The sequence below is a fragment of the Pseudonocardia broussonetiae genome (assembly GCF_013155125.1).
GTDB lineage: Bacteria > Actinomycetota > Actinomycetes > Mycobacteriales > Pseudonocardiaceae > Pseudonocardia > Pseudonocardia broussonetiae.
In genome coordinates this window covers 3,071,043-3,091,246 of record NZ_CP053564.1, presented here as the reverse complement: position 1 = coordinate 3,091,246, position 20,204 = coordinate 3,071,043, and the positions used below count along the sequence as shown (strand labels likewise).

General features: G+C 75.2%; 14 protein-coding genes. 2 read left to right on the top strand and 12 right to left on the bottom strand.

Translation table 11 applies throughout. The features are described 5' to 3' along the window. Positions 1-4 precede the first annotated feature (4 nt). Genes HOP40_RS15400 through HOP40_RS15375 form a run of 6 tightly spaced genes read right to left on the bottom strand, consistent with a single transcriptional unit; the run spans position 5 to position 9,821 of the window. Complete coding sequence (locus HOP40_RS15400; RefSeq protein ID WP_172159172.1) at positions 5-2,221, bottom strand: bi-domain-containing oxidoreductase; 2,217 nt, start codon at positions 2,219-2,221, stop codon at positions 5-7. A 13-nt stretch (positions 2,222-2,234) separates the two neighbouring features. Continuing rightward, complete coding sequence (gene asnB, locus HOP40_RS15395) at positions 2,235-4,190, bottom strand: asparagine synthase (glutamine-hydrolyzing) (RefSeq protein WP_172159169.1); 1,956 nt, start codon at positions 4,188-4,190, stop codon at positions 2,235-2,237. 12 nt (positions 4,191-4,202) lie between these two features. Next, positions 4,203-5,396 (bottom strand): glycosyltransferase family 4 protein, encoded by a 1,194-nt coding sequence (locus tag HOP40_RS15390; protein ID WP_172159166.1) that lies wholly within the window; start codon positions 5,394-5,396, stop codon positions 4,203-4,205. Beyond that, positions 5,393-6,721: a nucleotide sugar dehydrogenase gene (locus HOP40_RS15385; RefSeq protein WP_172159163.1), complete on the bottom strand. Its 1,329-nt coding sequence runs from the start codon at positions 6,719-6,721 to the stop codon at positions 5,393-5,395. Before HOP40_RS15385 ends, HOP40_RS15390 begins: the two co-directional genes overlap by 4 nt. Further along, a complete protein-coding gene (locus HOP40_RS15380; protein WP_172159152.1) occupies positions 6,718-8,403 on the bottom strand; it encodes a GumC domain-containing protein in 1,686 nt (561 codons plus the stop codon). The genes HOP40_RS15385 and HOP40_RS15380 overlap by 4 nt, the downstream gene beginning before the upstream one ends. Continuing rightward, positions 8,400-9,821: a GumC domain-containing protein gene (locus HOP40_RS15375; protein ID WP_172159149.1), complete on the bottom strand. Its 1,422-nt coding sequence runs from the start codon at positions 9,819-9,821 to the stop codon at positions 8,400-8,402. The genes HOP40_RS15380 and HOP40_RS15375 overlap by 4 nt, the downstream gene beginning before the upstream one ends. 298 nt (positions 9,822-10,119) lie before the next feature. On the opposite strand from HOP40_RS15375, the gene HOP40_RS15370 reads away from it, so the two are divergent. Next, a complete protein-coding gene (locus HOP40_RS15370) occupies positions 10,120-11,595 on the top strand; it encodes a sugar transferase (RefSeq protein WP_172159146.1) in 1,476 nt (491 codons plus the stop codon). Here the strand turns inward: HOP40_RS15370 and HOP40_RS15365 are convergent. From HOP40_RS15365 to HOP40_RS15340, 6 genes are all read right to left on the bottom strand, one after another. Then, positions 11,589-12,695, bottom strand: a complete 1,107-nt coding sequence (locus tag HOP40_RS15365) for a class I SAM-dependent methyltransferase (protein ID WP_240157694.1) — start codon at positions 12,693-12,695, stop codon at positions 11,589-11,591. The genes HOP40_RS15370 and HOP40_RS15365 overlap by 7 nt on opposite strands. Continuing rightward, positions 12,686-13,969 carry an MATE family efflux transporter gene (locus tag HOP40_RS15360; RefSeq protein WP_172159143.1) on the bottom strand — a complete coding sequence of 428 codons (1,284 nt, stop codon included), beginning with the start codon at positions 13,967-13,969 and terminating at the stop codon, positions 12,686-12,688. The genes HOP40_RS15365 and HOP40_RS15360 overlap by 10 nt, the downstream gene beginning before the upstream one ends. A 163-nt stretch (positions 13,970-14,132) precedes the next feature. After that, entirely contained in the window at positions 14,133-14,648 is a 516-nt protein-coding gene (locus HOP40_RS15355) for an HNH endonuclease (protein WP_240157693.1), read from the bottom strand. Positions 14,649-15,010: 362 nt separating this feature from the next. Further along, positions 15,011-15,985, bottom strand: a complete 975-nt coding sequence (locus tag HOP40_RS15350; protein ID WP_172159138.1) for a hypothetical protein — start codon at positions 15,983-15,985, stop codon at positions 15,011-15,013. A gap of 261 nt (positions 15,986-16,246) precedes the next feature. Then, on the bottom strand, positions 16,247-17,563 hold the full coding sequence (locus HOP40_RS15345; protein WP_172159136.1) for an FAD-dependent oxidoreductase: 1,317 nt from the start codon (positions 17,561-17,563) through the stop codon (positions 16,247-16,249). A gap of 1 nt (position 17,564) precedes the next feature. Further along, entirely contained in the window at positions 17,565-18,389 is an 825-nt protein-coding gene (locus HOP40_RS15340) for a glycosyltransferase (protein ID WP_240157692.1), read from the bottom strand. A 339-nt stretch (positions 18,390-18,728) separates the two neighbouring features. On the opposite strand from HOP40_RS15340, the gene HOP40_RS15335 reads away from it, so the two are divergent. After that, entirely contained in the window at positions 18,729-20,192 is a 1,464-nt protein-coding gene (locus HOP40_RS15335) for a sugar transferase (protein WP_240157691.1), read from the top strand. The last annotated feature ends 12 nt before the right edge of the window (positions 20,193-20,204 follow it).

Sequence of the window (20,204 nt, the reverse complement as noted above, 5' to 3'; positions counted from 1 at the left end):
CCGGTCACGGCAGCGCCCCCACCGGCTCCGGCAGCGGCGCGCGCACCGCCCCGGCCGGCCGCACCGGCACCCCGGACGCGAGGCTGGTCGCGACGGCGAGTGTGGCGCGGGTGGTGGCGACGAGGTCGGTGAGCGGCACCGGCATCGGGCCGCCGGAGCGCACGGCCGCGAGGAAGGCCTCGAGCTGCGCGGCCTGGCCCTTGTCCCGGCCGCGCGGGATCCGCGGCGAGGACCAGCGCCCGCGCCCGTGCACGGCCGCGCGGGCGAAGTCGTCCAGGTGCAGCACCCGGCCGTCGGCGAGCAGGTCCAGGGTCTCCTTGGGGAACGCGCTGTGACCCGCGGTGGAGTAGGTGATCACCGCGTTCGAGCCGTCCGGGTAGCCGAGCAGGACCTGCAGGTCGGTGCCGCCGGGGGTGCCGGTGGCGAAGACCGACTCCGGGGAGGCGCCCAGCAGCCAGCTCACGGTGTCGACGAAGTGGCCGCCCTCCCCGGTGAACCGCGACCCCTCCCCCGCGGCGTCGAGGTACCAGCTGCCGTGCTCGAGTCGCCCCGCGTTGACCAGGTAGCGGACCGTGGCGGGGCCGGTGCGGCGCCCGAACCGCTCGCGGGCCGCCACCAGCAGCGGCGCGAAGCGGCGGTTGAACCCGACCTGGACCCGGTCGTTGCCCGACTCGGCGACGGCGTCGAGGACCGAGTCCAGCTCGTCGGGCGTCAGCGCGAGCGGCTTCTCCACGAACACGGCCCGGCCGGCGAGCAGGGCGCGGCGGGTGAGCGCCGCGTGCGTGGCGTGCCGGGTGGCGACGACGACCGCGTCGACCGCCGGGTCGTCGAACACGGCCTCGACGTCGGTGCCGCACGCGGCGAAGCCGAACCGCCGCTGCGCGTTGGCCGCCGACAGCGCCGACGTGGTGACCACCCGGGCCAGCTCCACGTCGGGGCGCCCGGCGAGGTGCGGCAGCAGCATCGACGAGGCGTAGTTCCCGGCGCCCACGAACGCGAGGCGGACCGGACGCCCGCCCGGCACCGGCGGCGCGGGGCGCCCGGCGGGGACGGCGGTGACGGCGGGCGGGGCGGTCACCGGCGGCTCGACGGGCTGCGCGTCGGCGTAGCGGAACAGGACCGCGACGGCCGACAGGGAGCCCGACCCCAGCGCGCGGTAGGTCGCGACCGCGTCGTCGAACGGGGCGACGTGGCTGGTCAGCGGGGCCACGTCGAGCCGACCGCGGGCCATCAGGTCCAGCACGCACTCGAGGTTGCGGCGCTCGGTCCAGCGCACGTAGCCGATCGGGTAGTCACGGCCCTCGAGCTCGTAGGACGGGTCGTAGCGGCCCGGACCGTACGAGCGGGAGAACCGGACGTCGAGCTCCTTCTCGTAGTAGGCGTTCCACGGCAGGTCGAGGCGGCACTTGCCGATGTCGACGACCCGCCCGCGGTCCCGCGCCAGCGCGGCGGCCAGCTCGACGGGCTGGTTGCTGCCGCCGCCCGCGGCCAGGTACACCTGGTCGGCGCCGTGGCCCCCGGTGATCTCCGCGACGGCCGCGTCGACGACGCCCGACCCCGGGTCGGCGCACACGAGCGCGCCGAGCGACTCGGCCAGCGCGCACCGCCCCGGGTCCGGGTCGACGCCCACGACCCGCACGCCCGCCGCCACGAGCAGCTGCACGACGAGCTGCCCGACCAACCCGAGCCCGATCACCAGCGCGGCCTCGCCGAGCTGCGGCTCGCCGCGGCGCACGCCCTGCATGGCGATCGCGCCGACGGTGCCGAAGGCGGCGTGCTCGGCCGCGACCCCGGCCGGCACGCGGCAGAACAGGTTGCGCGGCACCCAGTTCAGCTCGCCGTGCAGCGCGTGCTCGTTGCCCGCGCAGGCCACGAGGTCCCCGGCCACCACCTCGGTGACGCCCTCGCCCACCTCCTCGACGACGCCCGCCAGCGAGTAGCCCAGCGGGGTCCAGGAGTCGAGCTTCGTGGTGACCTTGCGGTAGGTGGCGGCCACGCCGACCGTCGACGCGCTCTGCAGGACCTTCGCGACCTGGTCGGGGCGCGCCCGGGCCTTCGCGAGCAGCGACATGCTCGCCTCGCCGACCTTCATCAGCTCGGTGCCGGTGGAGATCAGCGAGTACCGGGTGCGGACGAGCACCCCGCCCGGCCGGCACCGCGGCTCGGGCACCTCGAGCAGCGCGAGCTCGCCCGAGCGGTAGTTCTGCACGACCTGCTTCATCGGTCGGTTCCTCTCAGGCCAGGGAGGCGGTCGTGTCGCCGGACGGGGCGCCGACGGCGCCACCCGCGCCGAGGGCGACGGCGTCGCGGTACCAGTGCTCGAGCGTGAGCACGTGCCACAGGTGCTTGGAGTGGTCCTCCCGGCCCGCCGCGTCCTCGGCGACGAGCCGGACGAGCGCGTCGCGCGAGAGCAGGCCCGACGACACCAGCAGCCCCTCGTGCACGACCTCGCGCACCTCGGTGGCCAGGTCGCGGCGCATCCAGGCCCGCAGCGGGGCGCTGAACAGGCCCTTGGGCCGGTGGACGATCTCGCGGGGCAGGGTGCCGAGCGCGGCCCGCTTGAGCGCGGCCTTGCCCTGGCGCCCGACGATCTTGCGGTTCCCCGGGATCCGGAACGCGGCCCGCACCACCTCGACGTCCACGAACGGCACCCGCACCTCGACCGACGCCGCCATGCTGGCGCGGTCGGTGTAAGTGAGGTTCAGCCCGGGCAGGAACAGCCGGGCGTCGGTCAGGCACATCCGGTTCACGTGGTCGGTCAGCGCGCTGTCGGCGTAGACCTCGGCGTGCTCGGCCAGCACCTCGTCGACCGGTCCCGCGAGATCGGGGTGCACCAGGTCGAGCAGGTCGCCGCGGTCGTACATCGTGTAGCTGCGCCGGAAGGCGGTCTCCTCGGGCAGGTCGGCGAAGCTCAGGAAGCGCTTGGCGAACCGCACGGACCGGTAGCCGCGGCGGGCGCTCGCCACCGGCAGCCGTCCCACCCCGGCCCCGATCGCCCCGCGCAGGCCCGCCGGTAGGCCCCGGTAGCGGACCGCGAGGGTGTTGGCCAGGTGCTTGCGGTACCCGCCGAACAGCTCGTCGGCCCCCATCCCCGAGAGCATCACCCGCACCCCGGCCTCGCGCGCGGCGCGGCAGATGAGGTAGGTGTTGATCGCCGCCGGGTCGCCGATCGGCTCGTCGAGGTGGTGGGCGAGCAGCGGCAGCAGCTCGGTGACGTCCGGCGCGATCTCGATCTCGTGCAGGTCGACGCCGTACCGCCGCGCGACGCTGCGGGCGTAGCGCAGGTCGTCGGGCATCGCCTCGAAGCGGGCGTCCTGCGCGCGGAAGCCGACGGTGTACGCGGCGATGCCCGGGTTCTGCTGCGCCGCGATGGCGGTGAGGTAGCTGGAGTCGAGCCCGCCGGAGAGGAACGTGGCCACCGGGACGTCGGCGGTGAGGTGCCGGCGGGTCGACCCGGCGATCACGTCGTGCAGGTCCGGGCCGCCGTGCGGGTCGGCCGCGGCCTCCTCGGCGGTGTCGCGCAGCGAGTACCACGTGCCGCTCGCGGACCGGCCGTCCGGGCTCAGCCGCAGCCAGGTGCCCGGCTGCAGCTTCTCCGCCTCCCGGAACATGCACCGGCTGTCGGGCACCCAGTAGTAGAGCAGCGACGCCACCAGCGAGGTGTCGTCGACGGTCAGGCCGGGGCCGAGCGAGCCCGCGAGCGCCTTGAGCTCCGAGGCGAACGCGACCCCGCCGTCGCGGCGCACCAGGAACAGCGGCTTGATGCCCAGCTGGTCGCGCACCAGCACCAGCTCGCCGGTCCGCTCGTCGAAGACGCCGAACGCGAACATCCCGCGCAGCCGCGGCAGGCACGCCGTCCCCCAGCGGCGCCAGGCCTCCAGCAGCACCTCCGTGTCGGAGGTGCCGCGGAACCGCACGCCCAGCGCCCGCAGGTCCGTCCGCAGCTCGGCGGCGTTGTACAGCTCGCCGTTGTAGGTCAGCGCGAGGCCGTCGGACACCATCGGCTGCGCCCCGGTCGGCGACAGGTCGACGATCGAGAGCCGCCGATGCCCGAGGTGCACCTCACCGGGCCCGGCCCGGTGGCGGTAGAGGCCCGACCCGTCGGGGCCGCGGTGGGCGACCGCGGCGGTCATCCGCCGCGTGAGCGCGCCGCCGCCCGGCCAGAGGTAGGTGCCTGCGACACCGCACATCGTCCGTGCTCCCTATCGCCCGGTCAGCCGGTCGTACACGTCGACGTACGGCGGGATCTGGTGGCGCCACGCCAGGAGGTCCTCGACGCGGCGGCGACCCGCCTCGCCCATCTCCTTGCGGCGCACCTCGTCACCGAGCAGCTCGAGGATCGCCGCGGCGTAGACGTCGACGCGGTTGGGCTCGGCGTACACGGCGGCACCGGCCGCCGAGACCCGCGTCTCCACCAGGTCGTACGCGACGACCGGCAGCTCGAACGCCATGTACTCCATGGTCTTGTTCATGGTCGACACGTCGTTGAGCGGGTTGCGCGGGTCCGGCGACAGACCGATGTCGGCGGTCGACAGCAGCGTCGCGACGAGCGCGTCGGGAGCGCGGCCGGTGAAGTGGACGTGCTCGCCGAGCTCGAGGTCCTCGGCCAGGCGGCGCAGGTCGGCGCCCGAGTCGCCGTCGCCGATCAGGGTGAGCGCGACGTCGGTGCGCCCGTGCACGTGCACGATCTGGTGCATCGCGCGCAGTGCGTGGTCGACCCCGTCCTGCGGGCCCATGACCCCGAGGTAGACCAGCAGGAACGGGTGGCCGCGACGGAGCTCCTCGTCCTCGTCGACGCGGCGCATCCGCTCCGGGTCGGGCCCGGTCCGCACCACCGTGACGTCCGCGGGCCGCTTGCGCCCGCGCGTGAGCGCCACCTCCCGGTAGGAGTCGTTGGTGGAGATCACGTGCGCGGCCAGCAGGTAGGTGACCCGCTCCGCGAGCTGCAGCGCCCGGTAGGGCAGGCCGGTGGAGCCGCCGAACCGCGACAGGTACAGCTCCGGGCACAGGTCGTGCTGGTCGTAGACCATGCGCGCGCCGCGCAGCAGGAACGGCAGCACCGCCACCCACAGCACGTCCGGCGGGTTGCAGACCTGCACGACGGTGATCGGCTCCCGCCGCCACACCCGCGTCAGCATCACGAAGGTGGCGAGGATCGACCACAGGTACTCGGCGACGAACATGATCTTGCGTGTGATCGGTGGGAAGGCGCGGTACTTGTGCAGCGCCACCCCCTCCAGCTCCTCGAACGCGGGGTCCCCCGGACCCTTCGGGCAGACGACGGACACGGTGTAGCCCGCGTCCCGCAGTGCCCGGCACTCCAGCCAGACCCGCCGGTCGAAGGGCACCGGGAGGTTCTGGACGACGATGCAGACGTGCTTCCCGCGGGCGCTCACCACCCCACCCCCTGGTAGCCGGCGAGGGACTCGACGGAGCGGCCGAGGCGGCCGTCGAGGTCGATGACCACCGGCGGCGCGGCGGCCAGCACGGTGGCGACGACGGACGGGTCGCTGGTGGAGACCAGCACCACCTGCGCGTCGCGCAGGGCGTCGGCGGCGTCGTCGTGGAGCACCTTCTGCAGGTGCGGCAGGCGGGCGTGGACGTAGCGCAGGTTCGCCCCGGTGAGCATCGCCGTGTTGACGTGCGGATCGTGTATCCGCACGTCCAGGCCCTTGCCGAGCATCATCTCGGCGAGCGCGACGTTCGGGCTCTCCCGCAGGTCGTCGGTGTTGTGCTTGAACGACAGCCCGAGCAGTGCCACGCGGCGGTTCTGGCCGCCGCCGGACTCGACGGCGTCCAGGACGCGCTCGGCCACGTCGCGCACGACCATCTCGTTGGACGCGAGCGCGCCCTGCAGCACCGGCAGGTCGACGCAGTTCATCCGGGCCAGGTGCAGCAGGCTGCGCAGGTCCTTGGGCAGGCAGGAGCCGCCGAACGCGAAGCCGGGCCGCAGGTAGGCCGGCGAGATGTTGAGCTGGCGGTCGCCGACGAAGACCTCCATCACCTCCCGGCTGTCGACGTCGAGCAGCCGGTAGAGCCGGGACAGCTCGTTGGTGAACGACACCTTGAGCGCGTGGAAGGCGTTGCAGGCGTACTTGAGGCTCTCCGCCGAGCGGAGCTCCACCTCGTGCACGGGGCCGCGCACGAACCCGAACAGCTCGCGCACCACGGCCGCCGCTCCGGGCGAGCCGCCGACCACCAGGAACGGCGGGTCGAAGAAGTCGGCCACGCTCGTGCCCTCGCGCAGGAACTCCGGGCACATCGCGACCTGCAGGTCGTCGCCGATGCGCCGGCCCGACGCCTCCTCGAGCAGCGGCGCGACGACCTCCTCGACCGTGCCGGGCGGCACCGTCGAGCGGACCACCACGGTGTGCGGCCGCGTCGAGCCGGCCAGCACGGACCCGATCTCGCGCACCACCCGTTCGACCTGCCGCAGGTCGGTGCTGCCGTTGTGCGCCGACGGCGTGCCGACGCAGATGAGCGAGACGTCGGAGTCGGCGAGCGCGTCGCGCACCGAGTCGGTGGCCCGCAGGGCGCCACGGGCGACGACGTCGACGAGCAGCGCGTCGAGTCCGGCCTCCAGGACCGGCGGGACGCCGGCGTTGAGCGCCGCCACCTTGCCGGGGTCGGTGTCGACGCCGACGACGTGGTGCCCGCGACTCGCCAGGCACGTGGCGGTGACCGACCCGACGTAGCCGAGTCCGAACAGTGTGACGTTCACGTGACCTCCACGCCATCGCCCGCCGTGACGCCCACGGCCGGATCCGTCCCGTTCCTCGTGCCGTTCTTCTCCGCGGCGCCGTTCCCGCCCGCGCCGTTCCTCGTCCCGCCGTTCTTCGTCCGCTTGCTCGTCCCGCGGTCCGTCGTCCTGTCGTCCCCGGCACCGTTCCCGCCGCCGTCCGCGTCTTCCTGGGCCGCGGGGTCGGCCGCGGGCACGAGCACCAGCTCGTCGGGGTGCCGCTCCGCCGCCGCCGCCCGGCCGCGCAGGGCGTGGTGCAGGCCGTCCCAGAGGGTGCCGTCGGTGCGGTCGCGCGGATCCGGGTGCACGAGCACGACGCCGAGGACGTGGATGCCGACGTCCGCGAGCTGCCGCGCCACCTCGTGCAGCCGGGCCGTCGACTCCGCCCCGGCCCGCACCACCAGCAGCGTCTCGCCGCCGAGCCGCGCGAGGTCGGTCCACGACGTGCCGGGCCCGGCCGAGCCCACCCCGAGGTGGAGGGTGCCCTCCGCAGCCGGAACGGTCGGGTGCGCTGCGCCGTCGACGACCTCGACCGGGGCCTCCACGCCCAGTGCCTGCACCTCGCGGCCGGGCAGGTCGTCGACGACGACGACGTCGTGGTCGACGGCGAGCTCGGCCGCGATGTCGGCGGCGAGCGAGGCCGCGAGCCGGGCGCAGCCCAGCTCCAGCAGCGACACGGGACCGGGCGCCGTCGTGACGAGCCGGGCGAGGACGGCCGCCGCCCGCCGCCGCTCCGACACCGGCCGGGACCGCCGCCACAGCCGCGACGGCCCGCGCAGCGGAGCGGGCAGCTGGGCGACGACCGACGCCCCGAGGTGCGCGGCGACGTCGCGGCGCAGCACCGGGCGGTCCGCGACGACGGCTCCGACGAGCGCGAGGCCCAGCCCGAGCCCCAGCCCGAGCAGCAGCCCCACCGCGCCCGCGATGCCCGCGGCGACGAGCGGCGAGCGCCCGGAGATCCGCGGCGCGTCCACGATCGTCGTCCCCGCGGCGACCCGCGGCGCGCCGATGCCGGCCTCCTCGGCCCGCTGCCCGAGGTCCTGGATCTGCCCGTCGAGACCCGCCCGGGCGGCGTAGAGCGCCTCGAGCTGGGCGGCCGTCGCCGGTGTCGCGGCCTGTGCGGCGACGTCGGCGATCTGGTCGCCCAGCTCGTCGAGCTGCGACCGGGCCGTGGCGCGCCGCTCGGAGAGCGCGGCGGCCTCCGCGTCGGCGGCGGCCTGGATGCGGGCGACGTGCGTGGCGATGTAGGCCTCGGCGAGGGCCTGCGCCCTGGCCAGCGCGTCGGGGCCGTCGCGCCCGGTCACCGTCAGCTCCAGGATGTTCGCCGCGACCGACCGGACCCGGTAGTCACCCAGCAGGTCCTGCGGGCGGACGTCGGTGGTGCCGAGCACGTCGAGAGCCCGCGCGGCCACCTGCGTGGTCTCGAACAGCGCGACGTCGGTCTCACCGATCGTCGTCGCGTTGGTGAACGACTCCTCCTCGTGCGCCACGTACACGCGGGTGACGGCCGTGCTGCCGGCGGGCAGCACCACCGTGCTCGCGACGCCGAGGAGCAGGCCGAGCAGGGCCAGGCCCAGCCAGGTGCGGCGGCGCCAGCGGAGCCCGGCGGCCAGGCCGCTCAGGTCGACCAGGGGCTGGGGCGCGGTGGCCGTCGGGGTGCTCACGACGTGCCCGCCAGCGCCGCGTCGGTCGGCTCCGCGCCGTCGACGGCCGGTTCCCCGGGCGCCGGGTCGTCGTCCGGCGACGACACCGCGGGCGCCACCGCGACGACCCCGCGCAGCGCCGTTCCCGCCTCGGCGAGCGCCGCGGCCACGCCGAGGAGCTGCCAGGCCGTGGCGGTACCCACCGCGACGACGACGACGGCCGCCACCGGGCCGTCCCCGAGATCGGGGCGCGGCCGGTCCAGGTCGACCTCGACGACGTCGGGCCGCGGGTCGCGTCCGTCGGCGACCGCCTCCGCGGCGCGTCGCACGAACGGGTCGGCGGCGGGGACGAGCAGCACCGTGCGCGCGTCCGGCACCGCGGGGACCGCCCGGTCGAGCACGCGGCGCAGCCGCACGGGGTCCTCCGGTCGGTCGGCCGGCGCTCCGGGGTCCCACGACCCGTCGCCGCGCAGGGCGTCCACCAGGGCCGCCGGGTGCCGCAGCGCGCGCAGGGCCGCGCCGACGCGCCGCACGGGACCGCGCGGTGCGGCCGGCCGGTCGCCGTCGGCCGTGGCCACCGCGAGCGGCGGGTCGGCCAGCAGCGGGGCGCCCAGCGCCTCGCCGATGCGGTGCGGGTCGCGCAGGCGCCGGTCGGTGTGCCGGGCCACCAGCAGCGCGACCAGCCCGAGCAGCGGGAGCAGCAGTGCCCCTCCGACGACGGACTGCACGAACGTCGGCGACGCCGCGCCGACCGGCACGGCCGACTCCAGCACCGCGAACCGGCCCTGGCCCGCCGCGGCCTCGGCCGCGGCCTCCTGCGCGCGGCCCTCCACGTCCTGCATCTCCGTGGTCGTGCTGGTCAGGCTGTCGCCGAGCCGGTCCAGCTCGGCGCGGGCCCGCACGCCGTCAGGGGTCGCCGCGGTCACGGCCTGTGAGCCCTGCAGCGTCGTGATGTCGCCCCGGATCTCGTCGATGCGCTTCTCGAGGTCCTCGCGGCGGCGGTCGAGCACCGCGGTCGCCGCGCTCGCGGCCTGGCCGACGAGCTCGGCGGAGAACTCCATGTACGAGCGGGTGGCCGACTCGGCGAGGCGCGCCGCCTCGGCGGGGGTGCCGGCGGTCGCCGCGATCCGCACGACGCTGCCCTCCACCACGGACGCCTGCACGCTGCCCCGCAGGTCGGCGCCGGTGCCGCCGCGCCCGACGTCCTGCGCGGTGCGGTCGAGCACGGTCAGGCTCGACGCGATCTGCGCCTCGGCGGCGATCTCCTCCTCCTCGACCGACCCGATCAGCAGCACCTCGCTGGCCGCGGTCCACCCCGGCGCGAGCACCAGCCACGCCGCGGACCCCAGCAGCGCGCCGATCACCACGAGGACGGCCAGTGACCGTCGGTAGCGACCGGCGACGGCAGACACGACCGACAGCCGCACGACGTCGTCCACGGTCACGTCCTCCGGTCCCGGATCCGCTGATCACCCATGTCGATCCCCTCGTCCCCGAACTGCCGCGTCAATCCGTTCGGCCTACTGCCGGCGTGGCGTGCTCACGCTCGGCGACATGCTCGCTGGGGTGAGCGCGAGCGTTACTCGAACGAGTGAACGGAACGGATCGCGCTATAGCAGGTAACGGTGAGCGCCCCTCGTGCGACCCCCGCCCTGCACGCAGGACGAGGACGGACAGGACACCGCGGTCGGGCGCGGGTTCCGGGGCATGCCGATGACGGCAGAGCTGAGGACGTGGATGACGTCGGAAGTCATGGCGAACGGACGGGTCACCGGTCACGCACCGGTCCGTCCACCGACGCCGATACCGCCCGCGGGCTGGGTCCGCCGCTACGCCGCGGCGGTCGTCGCCGGCGACGTCCTGGCCGTCGCGGTCGTGGTCCCCGCCGGCATCTGGCTGGAGCTGGGCACGAACGACCTCAACTACGGCGGCCTCGTCTCCCCCTGGCTGCCGCTGTTCTGCGGCCTGGTGACGATCGTGTGCCTGCTGCTCGCCCGGGCCTGGGACCCGCCGGTGCTCGGGCAGGGGTCCGAGGAGCTCAGCCGGCTGGCACGGGGGGTCGGCGGCAGCTCGGTCCTCGTCGGCATGGGCGGTCTCGCGCTGCAGGTGCCGTCCGTCCGGCCGTGGGCGTTCGGCCTGATCCCGGCCATGGGCCTGCTGGCGCTGCTCGGCCGCTACGCCCTGCGCCGCAAGCTGCACGCCCACCGCTTCGAGGGGCGGTGCGTGCACCACGCGCTGGCCGTCGGGTCACCGGAGTCGATCTCCGACCTCATCCACCGCACGCGGCGGGAGCGGTCCAACGGCTGGGTGGTGCACGGCGCGTGCACGCCCGGCCGTGGCGCGGAGGACGGCGCCGACATCCTCGGGGTGCCGGTCATCGGCGACCTCGACGCCGTCGCGGAGGCCGTCCGCGCCGGCGGCTACCGGGTGGTCGCGATCGGTCGCGCCCCGGGCTGGACGCCCCGGCGGCTGCACCAGCTCGCCTGGGACCTGGAGGGGCTCGGCGCGGACCTCGTCGTCGACCCGGGGCTGATGGAGGTCGCCGGGCCGCGCCTGCACGTCGCCCCGGTCGACGGCCTGCCGCTGCTGAGGCTCACCCAGCCGTCGCTGACCGGCCTGCCCCGCGTCGTCAAGGCCGTGATCGACCGGATCGGCGCCGCGCTGGTGCTGGCGCTGGTCACGCCGCTGCTCGTCGGGATCGCCGCCGCGGTCAAGCTCGACGGCGGGCCGGCCTTCTTCCGCCAGACCCGGATCGGGCGTCACGGCCGGTCCTTCACGATGATCAAGTTCCGGTCGATGGTGCCCGACGCGGAGTCCCGGCGCACCGAGCTCGCCCCCGCCAACGACGGCGACGGCCCGCTGTTCAAGATCCGTGAGGACCCGCGCGTCACGCGCGTCGGGGCGTGGCTGCGGCGCTACTCCCTCGACGAGCTGCCCCAGCTGTTCAACGTCCTCGGCGGGTCGATGTCGCTGATCGGGCCCCGCCCGCCGCTGCCCGAGGAGGTCGCCACCTACGACCGGACGGCCAAGCGGAAGCTCCGCGTGCGGCCGGGCCTCACCGGCCTCTGGCAGGTCAGCGGGCGCAGCGACCTGTCGTGGGAGGAGTCGGTGCGGCTGGACCTGCGCTACGTCGAGAACTGGTCGCTGGCACTCGACGCGCTGATCCTGTGGAAGACCGTCGGTGCGGTGCTGCGGTCGGACGGGGCCTACTGAGCCGGGCCCGCCCCGCAGTCGACCCACCGACCGCCCGACGCCTCGACCTCCGGCAGCGCGCGCCGGACCTCGGGCAGCAGGTCGGAGACGAACAGCAGGACCGTCCGCGGGCGGGCGGCCAGCAGCCGCTCCGGCGCCACGATCGGGATGTCGGTGCCCGGCATCCGGCGGCCCTGCTTGGCCGGGGACGCGTCGGCGACGGCGGGCAGGTCGGCGCGGCGCAGGCCCGCGAGGTGGACCAGCGCCACCGCCCGGGAGGCCGCGCTGTAGCCGAAGCCCGGCGCGTCCGCGTCGCGGCAGGCGTGCACGAGCACGCGCAGCGCGTCCGTCGACCGGGCCACGGCGTCCTGCAGTCCCCCGACGACCCCGGCGTCCAGCACGCCCGCGGCGGTCTCCGAGGCGACCAGGGCGGCGACGGACGCGTCGGGCCGCCCGCCCCGCCGCGCGACGAGGAGCACCGTGCCGCCGTAGAGGGGGAACCAGAGAGCGTCGGTGACGGTCAGGCCGGCGCGGGCGAGCATGCCGACGGCGGCGGGCGCGGAGTAGTAGGCGTAGTGGCCCAGCCGGACCGCGTTCCACTGCTCCCCCGCGAGGATCGCGGCCAGGGAGTGGAAGCCGAACAGGAGCACGCCGTCGGGGGCGAGGGCGTCGACGAGCCGCGCGAGCGCCGCGCGCTGGTCCGGCTCGTGCATGAGACCGAACGTGGCGTCGACGACGAGGTCGGCCGGCTCCCCGTCGGCGGCCGGGTGCACGCCCAGCGCCGCGAGCTCGGGCAGCCAGGACCCGCCGTGCGGCGTCGCGCCCTCGGTCACGGTGGCGCCCGCGGGCAGCAGCCCCCGCTCGCGCACCGCCGCGATCGCGTCGGCCCGCTGTCGCGCCAGCGCCGCGGGCTCGGCGCCGACGGGCTCGTCGGGCAGGGCGGCGTCGTCGGGGAGCTGCGCGAGGCCGCACGCGGCGCACAGCCACAGCCGCAGGGGGAAGACCGGCTCGGGCCCGGGATCCTCCAGCGGGGGGAAGTACTCGCAGGCGGGCTGCTCGCCGAGGTCGAGCACGAGGTGCCCCGACGGGGCGGCGCACGAGCGGCAGCGGATCACGGGCACGCGGTCCCCCCGGTGACGGGCAGGTCCGACCGGCGCATCCGGTGCTGCACGACGAGCACCCCGGTGCTGTACGCGAGGCCGGCCGTCACGCTCGCCGCTCCGGCGCCGAGCAGGCCGAACTCGGTGGTCAGCACGACCACCGCCACGATCGACAGCACGGCGCTCACCGCCCGTCCCGCCCACAGCTGCCGCATCCGGCCCGCGGCCTTCACGGCCTGGCCCGCACCGAAGCTCACCGCGACGAGGACGTACTGCAGGGCGATCAGGCGCGTGACACCCGCGGCGGGCACGAACTCGTCCCCGTAGACCAGGCGCAGCAGCGGCTCGGCCGCCAGCGCCACGAACCCGCAGTAGAGGACGGTGACGGCCAGGACGACCAGCGTGAGCGAGCGCGCGTAGCCCGCCAGGGCGGCCGCCCCGCCGTCGCGCAGCCGGCGGACCGACTCGGGGAGCCCGATGTTGCCCCCCGCGATGAACACGACGACCACCGGCCCGATCAGCCCCATCCCGGCGCGGAAGTAGCCGAACGGTCCCGCCCCGAGCAGCACGGGCAGGAGCAGCAGGTAGCCCTGGTCGGCGGGGAACGCCGTGCCGAACTCCGCGACGAACCAGCGGCTGCGCCCCCACAGGCGGCGCAGGTGGGCCGGGCCGCCCCGCACCGTCGGGCGGATGCGCAGCAGCAGCACCCCGGCGACGGCGCCGGCCGTCGCGCCCAGGCCCCACGCGGAGATGAACGCGGCCGTGCTCCGCACGCCGCCGAGGTAGAGGGCGCACGACACCGCCACCTGCACGACGGCGAAGACCGTATCGCTGACCAGCGCATGGTCGGGACGCCGCAGCCGGAACGCCATGGACCGGCAGTAGTCCTGCGCGAGCAGGCTCGGGATCCACACCGCCACCGACACCAGCGCCGCCGTACCGACGCCGCCCAGGTGCATGAGGATCCCGACGCCGGCGATCCCGCCGCCCGCCACGATCCCGACCAGCAGCACGGACAGGAGCCCCTCGGGCAGGTCCGCGTCCTCGCGGGTGCCGCTCCCGCCGACCGTCATCGGCTCGGTGACCAGCGCGCGGTTCAACCCCACAGCGGCCAGGAACACCAGGAAGGCGATGCCGAACGTGCCGAGGCCCTCGGCGCCGCCCGCACGGGCGACGAGGACGCCGAGCAGGAAGTTGGACGCCGAGGAGACGACCTGGTCGGCGAGGGTCACCACCGCCCGCTGCGCCGTGCGGTGGCGCAGGCGGTCGAGCACGGCGCGGCGGGATCCGGCCACCGCGGACCTAGCCGCGCCCGCGGTCGGTCCGGCTGAGCGTCATGCGCCCCTCCCTGTCCCCGGGGCCGTGGCCGCCACCTCGGTCGTCCGGCGCGCGGCCGGGCGTGCGATCAGGGGTGGGGTCGTCGCGGGGGCACCGGGCGTTACCCGCGTCCCGGCCGGGTCAGGCCGCGGTCGTCAGCCAGGGCTCCCAGGACGGCAGCGGCTCCACGGCGAGCACGAGGACGCCTCCCGCCGCCCGGTTGGGCGGGCGCGGCACGAAGGGCAGGGACCAGCCCAGCTCGTCGAGCATCCGGTCGGCCTTCTTGGAGTTGCAGGCCTTGCAGGCGGCCACGCAGTTGTCCCACGAGTGCGAGCCCCCGCGGCTGCGCGGGACGACGTGGTCGATGGTGTCGGCGCGGCGGGTGCAGTAGGCGCAGCGGCGCGCGTCGCGGCGGAGCACGCCGGCGCGGGTCATCGGGACGGCGCGGCGGTAGGGCACGCGCACGTACCGGGACAGCCGCATGACCGACGGAGCGGGGAGCGTGAGGTTCTCGGAGTGGAAGGCGCCGCCGACGGCGGCTTCGACGCACTCGGCCTTGCCGGAGAGCATGAGCACCACGGCGCGCTTGGCGGTGACGACCGCCAGCGGCTCGAACGTGGCGTTGAGGAGCAGTACCCGGGACCCCGTCGGGATCACGCCCGGGACTGGCGCGATCCCCGGCACCTCCCCTGGATCGGGGTCGGTACCGGTGGGGTCCGGTTGTCGATGCTTCACGCGACCACCTCCCTGGCGAATCAGACCATAGAGGGGGTGGGTTACGTAAGTGTGATATCGCGGCGACGCCGCGGCGGCGCGACGCCGCGGCGGTGCCCGGCCCCCACCCACCCCGCCCAGTTGCAGGAAGGCCACCTTGTGGACGGTTCGTTGCGTGAAGGTGGCCTTGCTGCAACTCGAGGCGGGGTCGGCGCGGGCGGAGGTGGCGCAGGTGGGGGGCCGTCGCGGGTCGGAGGTCGGCGCGGGTCGGCGTCAGCGCGGGTCGGCGTCAGCGCCGGTCGGCGTCAGCGCGGCCGGATCGTCAGGGCGGGGCGCGGGCGGGTGGCCGCGTGGGCGTGCGCCGCCCGCAGCTGCGCGATCACCGCGGCCCCCGCCCGTCGGACGTCGCCGGGCTTGCTCGGGAACACGATCGCCCCCGCCGCGCCGAAGGCCGCCGCCCGGCGCACCGTGCGGTCGTGGTCGGCCGGGCTGAGGTGCCACTCGGTGGAGTCGATCTCCCAGGCGAGCGCGACGTCGTCGAACCAGCAGTCGGCGACGCCGAGCAGCCGACCCCGGGCGTCGAACACCTCGACGTTCCACACGGCCGGCGGCAGACCGGCCCGGGCGAGCAGCTTCTTCGCGTCGAGCTCCGCCGCCGACCGGACGCCCTCGCTGACCTCGCGCAGCACCGCCCGCGGGTTCGCCGTTCCGCGCCGGCTGCCCAGCTCCATCTCCGTCCACAGCGCGCCGACGGTCGTGAGCCCGCGCTGCACGGCCTCGGAGAACAGCTCCGCGATCTCCCGGTAGTCGTGCAGCCTGCGGGCCACGGCCAGGAGGGCCCGCTCGGGCGGGGCCAGCGGGAAGCCGCCGTGCAGCCGCGGCTCGGGCATGCGGTGCGTGCGCTCGACGTGCACGAAACCCACGCCGCGCACCTGCCGGCCGTGCGGGAGGATCAGCTCCACCTCCGGGGGTGGGCCGGCCCGGCGCAGCGCCGCCGGCCCGCGGCGCAGCCCGTAGCGGCGGCAGGCCTCCATGCCCGACACCACCGCGTCCGGTCCGCCGAGCAGCAGCGCGGCCATGACGACCTGGTCGTCGGTGACGTGCCCCGACGACAGCACGATGATCCCCGGCAGCGGGCGCTGCCACGGCCCGCCCGGTCTGCACCGGTGGTAGGTGGTGCGCTGCGGCACCCCGCACGCCTCGAGCTGGCGGGCGCTGGCGACGCCGTGCGGGAAGCGGGCGCGGAGGTCGAGGCGGGTGCGGGCGCGGGAGGAGGTCATGGCGCGGATGCTGCCCACGTCGGCCGCGTCCGGAGGCGTTTCGGCGGAAGACGTTGCGGCCGCACACCCCGTCCCGCCGCCAACCACCACCGCACACCCGTTCCCACCCGCCGCGCATCCCCGCCGCCGAGTTGCAGCAAGGCCACCTTCACGCAACGAACCATCCACAAGGTGGCCTTGCTGCAAGTTTTCGGGGCGGGGGCGGGGGGCGAGGGCGAGGGGCTGGCGAGGCGGGGCAGGCGCGGGGGGCGGGGCCCGGGCTCACACCCGCGCCGGCGCCTCCGCCCCGAGCCGCTCCAGGAGCCCGTCCACCACCCGGTTCGACAGGCCCGTGCTGGAGTTCCAGCTCGTGACGTCGGGATAGATCTGCGCCGTCGTCGCCAGCAGCAGCCGGGTGCCCGGCACCTCCGCCGACGGCTTGGCCGCGGCGTAGCCCAGGGGGTACACCGGCTCCACGAAGGGCGCGGTGAACACCCGGACGTCGACGACGTCCTCGGCGGTGAGCAGGTCGGGGTAGGTCGCGAGCAGCTGGGCGGTCCAGCGGCGGGCGATCTCCTCGGGGTCGGTGCGGTAGAGCTCACTCGTGCGGTCGCAGTAGTGCATCGCGTACGCGAGGTGCAGGCCGTCGTGCGTGCCGTTGAGCGCCGACATCTCGATGACGCCGTCGAAGTCGGTGCCCGAGTGCAGCACCGGGGCCCAGTAGTGCCCGTCGAGGCCGCGGCGCAGGAAGAACAGCGCGTTGACGACGCCCTGGTACGCGAGCTGCACGGTCGGCAGCGCGGGCGCGAGCGCCTCGTCGGCCACCGCGCGCAGGGTCGGCAGCGGGAGCGTGGAGATCGCCCAGTCGGCCGTGAGCCGCTCCCCCGACGCCAGCGTGACGGCGACGCCGTCGGCCGCGGCGCTCAGCTCGGCCACCGGCACGCCGGTGCGCACCGTGCCGCCGCCCGCCTCGATCGCCGCGCGCAGGGCGTCGATGATCGACTCGTAGCCGCCGGAGGGGTAGCCGCGGACGGCCACGTTCTTCTCCCGGCCCAGCCGCTGCCACAGGTACAGCGCCGGGACGTCCCCGAAGGCGGCACCGAACTTGGAGCCGAACATCGGGGAGAACAGCCGCTCCCAGATGACGTCGCCGTAGAGGCGGCGCAGCCAGTCCTCGGTGCGCAGGTTGTCGAGGTCGCGGCCGCGGCCCAGGAAGCGCAGCAGCAGCGACACGACGCCGAAGCGCACGCGCTGGACCAGCGTCAGCGGCGTGAACCGCAGCAGGTCGAACGCCGTGTTGAACGGGTAGCGCTCGCCCTCGACGACCATGCCCATCCGCGTCGGCGCCCAGTCGACGGTGTCGGCGAGCCCGAGCTCGTCGAGCAGCGGCAGCAGGTGCTCGTCGCTGGGCATGACGCAGTGGTAGAAGCGCTCGACCGTGCGGCCCTCGCGCTCGAAGAACGTGCCGAGCCCGCCGAGCTGGTCGGAGGCCTCGAGCAGCGTGACGGACACCCCGGCCCGGACGAGCCGGTGGGTGGCGGCGAGGCCGGAGATCCCGCCGCCGACGACGATCACCCGGGCCGTCTCCCGATCCGCCACGTCACAGCGCCCGGTACGGGGCGGGCGCGAGGCGGTCGCGGACGAGGAGCTTCACGTACTGCCCCATCGTGCGCTTGAGGCGCAGCTTGCTCTCGCCCTGCTTGCGGTCGTACTGGAGCACGAGCGGCACCTCCGAGATGACGGGGTCGCAGTGTCGCAGCTTGAGCAGCAGCTCGACCATGCACGCGAAGCCCTGCTCCTCGACCAGGCGCTCGCCCCAGTGCTTGGCGGCGCGGGCCAGGATGCTGACGCGGTAGGCGCGGAAGCCGCTGGTGAAGTCGTTGACGCCCTCGACCTGCAGCGCCCGCTTGAACGTGACGGCGGCACCGCGGGAGAGCAGTCGGCGGAACGGGGGGACGGTCGAGTCGTCGCCGCCCTCGACGAACCGCGAGCAGATGACGACGTCGGATCCCGCGTCGAGGCCGCGGTGCATCTCGGCGATCATCGCCGGGTCGTGGGTGTCGTCGGCGTCCATCACGACCACGAAGTCGTCGGGGTCGGCGGCGGCGAGCACGGCGCGGATGCCGGACTGCACGGCCTGGCCGAGGCCGAGGTTCCGCGGGTGGCTCACGAGGCGGACGTCCAGCCCGGGCTCGCCCGCGGCGGCGATCTCGGCGGTGCGGTCGGCGGAGCCGTCGTCGATCACCCAGGCGACGATCCGCTCGGTGCGCGCGGTCTGCGCGAGCCGCGCGAGCAGCGAGGGCAGCGAGCCCTCCTCGTTGTACGCGGGGAGCACGACGTGGGCGACGCCCCCGGTCGCGGAGGGCTGGGGCAGTGCCCGGGAGCCGGCGACGGAGCTCGGCCGCTCGAACAGTTGCTCGGTCACGTCATTCACCCGTTCGGAAGGAGTGCGACCACGGAACGTGATCTCATGGACGACTCGCATACGTCCGAGGCCGCGTTACACCGTGCGGCCGTACGTCAGGAGAACTGACGAAGGCCCCGCCTGAAACACCAGCTCAGGACGGATTAGCCTTCCGGTCGTGCACGACCCATCGAGACGCGCATCACAAGAAGCTAACAACGCGTGCACACTCGACGAGCAAACGTCTGCCGCACAGCCACTCCGTGCGTCGGTCTCGGTTAGACCGAACGAGCACTACACCTGGCACGACGTAACGCGCAGTAGCGCACGGTGATCACCCGCCTCCAGGGAGACAGCACGTTGACGACCACCGACAGCCCCAGCCGGACCCCCGGGTCGCTGGTCGTCCGTCCCCTGTCCACCGCGGAGACGGCGGTCCCCGTCGCGGTCCCCCCGCGCCCGGCCGGCCGGCCCGCCGCGGCCGAGCGCCCGCTCGACGAGCGCGTCAGCGGCGTCACCGTCCTGCTCGCGGCCGTCGACCTCGCCGCGGTGGCCGTCGCGGTCCTCCTCGTCTCCCCGCAGTGGATCTGGGGCCTCGTCACCGGGGCGGTCCTCATCGCCTCGCGGGTGGCCGCGCGCCTGTACCGCAGGCGGCTGTGGCTGTCCTACTACCACGACCTCCCGCGCTCGATCGCCGCCGCGGCCGCCGCCTTCGGGCTCGTCGCCGCCGTCGCGCTGCTCGCCGGCCAGCACGACGCCACCATCCGCTCGATCGGCGAGGTCGTCGTCCTGTTCTTCCTGATCGCCGCCGTCCCGCGCGGGACGGTCTTCCAGGTCGGCCGCTGGGCCCGGCGCCGCTTCGGCCGCGGCGAGCGCACGATCGTGCTCGGCACCGGTGCGATGGGCGTCGCCCTCGCGGGCTCGATGCTGGACCTGCCCGAGTTCGGACTGCGCCCGGTCGGCTTCATCGACCCCTCGCCGCCCGCGGGCGGCACCGAGCTCCCCGTCCCGCTGCTCGGCGCCACGCTGCACGACGCCATCGCCGCGCACCGCGCCGGCGTGGTCGTCATCGCCTTCACCAACGCGACCGACGCCCAGATCGTCGACGCCACGATCACCGCGCACAGCCAGGGCGCGACCATCCTCATGGTCCCCCGCATGTGGGAGCTCTACCCCGACTCCGCGGACATCGAGCGGCTGCGCGGCTACCCGCTCGTCCGCGTCGCCACGGCGCCGACCGAGCGCCCGAGCTGGTGGGTCAAGCGCGCTCTGGACTCGCTGATCGCCGCCGTCGCGCTCGTCGCCCTGTCGCCGGTGCTGATCGCCGCGGCCGCCGCGGTCGTGATCGAGAGCGGGCGCCCGATCCTGTTCCGCCAGGAGCGCGTCGGCCTCGACGGCCGGACCTTCCCACTGCTCAAGCTGCGCAGCATGCGCCCCGCCGACGAGACCGAGTCGCAGACGCGCTGGAACATCGCGGGCGACCCGCGCATCGGCCCCGTGGGCCGCGTCCTGCGCCGCACCTCGCTCGACGAGCTGCCCCAGCTGTGGAACATCCTCCGCGGCGACATGAGCCTGGTCGGCCCCCGCCCCGAGCGGCCCGGGTTCGTCGCCGAGTTCTCCCAGGTGCACGACCGCTACTGGGCGCGGCACCGCGTGCCGGCCGGGCTCACCGGGCTCGCGCAGGTCAACGGCCTGCGCGGCGACACCTCGATCGCCGACCGCAGCCGCTACGACAACTACTACATCGCCAACTGGTCGCTGTGGCTCGACCTCAAGATCCTGCTGCTGACGATCCGCGAGGTCTTCCGCGGCGGGCAGCACTGACGCCGGCGACCG

Bases quoted from the DNA above. Each gene is read 5' to 3' on its own strand.
- asnB (WP_172159169.1), bottom strand. From the start codon at position 4,190: ATGTGCGGTGTCGCAGGCACCTACCTCTGGCCGGGCGGCGGCGCGCTC.
- HOP40_RS15350 (WP_172159138.1), bottom strand. From the start codon at position 15,985: ATGACCTCCTCCCGCGCCCGCACCCGCCTCGACCTCCGCGCCCGCTTC.
- HOP40_RS15370 (WP_172159146.1), top strand. From the start codon at position 10,120: ATGACGTCGGAAGTCATGGCGAACGGACGGGTCACCGGTCACGCACCG.
- HOP40_RS15400 (WP_172159172.1), bottom strand. From the start codon at position 2,221: ATGAAGCAGGTCGTGCAGAACTACCGCTCGGGCGAGCTCGCGCTGCTC.